Raw genomic sequence first — 2,233 nt, 5'->3', positions numbered from 1 at the left:
GGTGATCGGCGGCGCGCTGGGCAATGTCGCGGACCGGCTGCTGTACGGATACGTGCTGGATTTCCTCAACACATCGTGCTGCGGTATTCAGAACCCGTTCGTGTTCAATGTCGCCGATATCTTCATTTTTGCAGGCGCAGCAGGGCTGATCTTCTTTGACGGGCGGCGCAAAAAGCCTGCGTAGACCTCGCTGGGCAAATGGGTTAAAAGCGCCGGGAAACAGGCAGGAGTTTTGGGGCATGCGGATCCCGTTCGGAGTGATGGTTCTGGCTGGCGCGCTGGCAGTGGCCGGCTGCGGTCAAAAGGGGCTGCGTGTCCTTCAAAAGCCTGGCCCCGGCCCGGATGAGTTCCTGATCCTGCCGTCCAAGCCGCTGAGCACGCCGGAGAACTATGCGTCGCTGCCTGCGCCGACCCCGGGCGGCAGCAATCTGACGGATCCCGACCCGAAATCCGAGGCAGTGGCTGCATTGGGCGGCAACCCCTCGGCCCTGGTGTCCGGCAACGGCGTGCCATCGGGCGATGCGGCACTGGTCACCGCTTCCAGCCGCTACGGCGTGGAGCCGGGAGTGCGTGAGACGCTGGCCTCGGAAGATGCGAAATTCCGCCACCGCAACCGTCACCTGGGGCGGATCAAGATTGTTCCGGTTGACCGCTATGAGCAGTTGTACCGGAAGCAGAGCATTGATCCATTTGCTGTCAGCGAACAATTCCGCAAGGCAGGCGCGGCCACACCGTCGTCGCCGCCCGAAGAAGAGTCCTGAACTCTCACAATTCCGCCAGCCAGTCTTGCATGACGCCAGCGGCAGCGTAGGTTGACAGCAGTCTTTCTGCTGGCAATGGGCGGCGTTTTGTGGCTGCAATAGGCGAAAGAGCAGTAACCGCACGGTCCCAGGCAAGGGCAAAGGTGCAAGAAATTGGAGGATGCCAGATGATCCAAAGGATCACATTGGCCGCCGCAGCGCTGAGTGCTGCCCTGTCCGCGCCTGTACGGGCTGAGGATGAGGCGGTGACCGCGTTCACCCTGGACAATGGCATGGACGTGGTGGTGGTCGAGGATCACCGCGCGCCCGTTGTGCAGCAGATGGTCTGGTACCGGGCCGGTTCGGCCGACGAGCCGCCGGGGCAGTCCGGCGTGGCTCATTTCCTGGAGCATCTGCTGTTCAAGGGTACCGACAAGCTGGCCCCGGGAGAGCTGTCGGCCACCGTGCGCGCCAACGGCGGCCAGGACAACGCCTTCACCAGCTATGACTACACCGCCTATTTCCAGCGCGTTGCCGCCGACCGGCTCGAACTGATGATGCGGATGGAAAGCGACCGGATGACCAACCTCCGCCTGAGCGAGGAGGATATCGCCACCGAGCGCGAGGTGATCCTGGAAGAGCGCAACCAGCGCACTGATAACGACCCGGTGGCGCTGTTCCGCGAGCAGCTGCAGGCGGTGCAGTACCTGAATCACCGCTACGGCCAGCCGGTCATCGGCTGGCGCCACGAGATGGAAAGCCTGGATATGGAGGATGCGCTGTCCTTCTACCGCACCTACTATGCGCCCAACAACGCCATCCTGGTGGTCTCCGGGGATGTCGAACCGGAAGAGGTGAAAGCACTTGCCGAGACATATTATGGCGTGCTCTCGGCAAACCCTGAACTGCCGGAGCGCTTCCGCAGCCAGGAGCCGCCGCAGACCGCTGCCCGCCGCCTCACTTTTGAGGACCCGCGCGTTGCTCAGCCTTATGTGCAGCGCTCCTATCTGGCGCCTGAGCGCGACAGCGGCGCGCAGCAGAAAGCTGCGGCGCTTTACTTGCTGGCCGAACTCTTGGGCGGCGGCAGCACCTCCTACCTGGCCAATGCGTTGCAATTCGACCAGCAGGTCGCCGTCTACTCCGGCGCCTTCTATTCGGGCAGCTCGCTGGATGATACGTCCTTCACTTTCCTTGTGGTTCCGGCTGAGGGCGTCAGCATGGATCAGGCCGAGGAGGCGCTGGATGCCACTATCGCCCGCTTTCTGGAAGCTGGAGTGGACGAAGCTCAGCTGGAGCGCATCAAGCTGCAGCTGCGGGCCGCCGAAATCTATGACCGCGACAACGTTAACGGAATTGCCAATCGCTATGGCCAGGCGCTCAGCATCGGGCTGACAGTGCAGGACGTTCAGGACTGGCCCAAGATCCTGCAATCGGTCACGGCGGATGAGATCATCGCCGCCGCAAATGAGGTTCTGCGGCCGGAGACATCAGTC

The 2,233-nt window shown here is 62.7% G+C and carries 3 protein-coding genes; all 3 read left to right on the top strand.

Going from position 1 to position 2,233, the window contains the following annotated elements; genetic code table 11:
* Positions 1–184 (top strand): signal peptidase II (locus A2I95_RS32595; RefSeq protein WP_291736503.1); only part of this gene is annotated, 184 nt, incomplete at its 5' end.
* A 55-nt stretch (positions 185–239) separates the two neighbouring features.
* The gene (locus A2I95_RS32590) at positions 240–761 is read left to right on the top strand and encodes a DUF3035 domain-containing protein (protein WP_291736501.1); all 522 of its coding nucleotides are present in this window, start codon (positions 240–242) and stop codon (positions 759–761) included.
* 167 nt (positions 762–928) lie between these two features.
* A partial coding sequence (locus A2I95_RS32585) for a pitrilysin family protein (RefSeq protein WP_291736499.1) occupies positions 929–2,233 on the top strand: 1,305 nt, incomplete at its 3' end.

Source organism: Leisingera sp. F5 (assembly GCF_001593695.1).
Note: the sequence above shows the minus strand (reverse complement) of the source record. Positions and strands in the feature narration are given on the sequence as shown.

What these genes read in the sequence shown, in the direction of transcription:
- A2I95_RS32590 (WP_291736501.1), top strand. Translation starts at nt 240, where the DNA reads ATGCGGATCCCGTTCGGAGTGATGGTTCTGGCTGGCGCGCTGGCAGTG.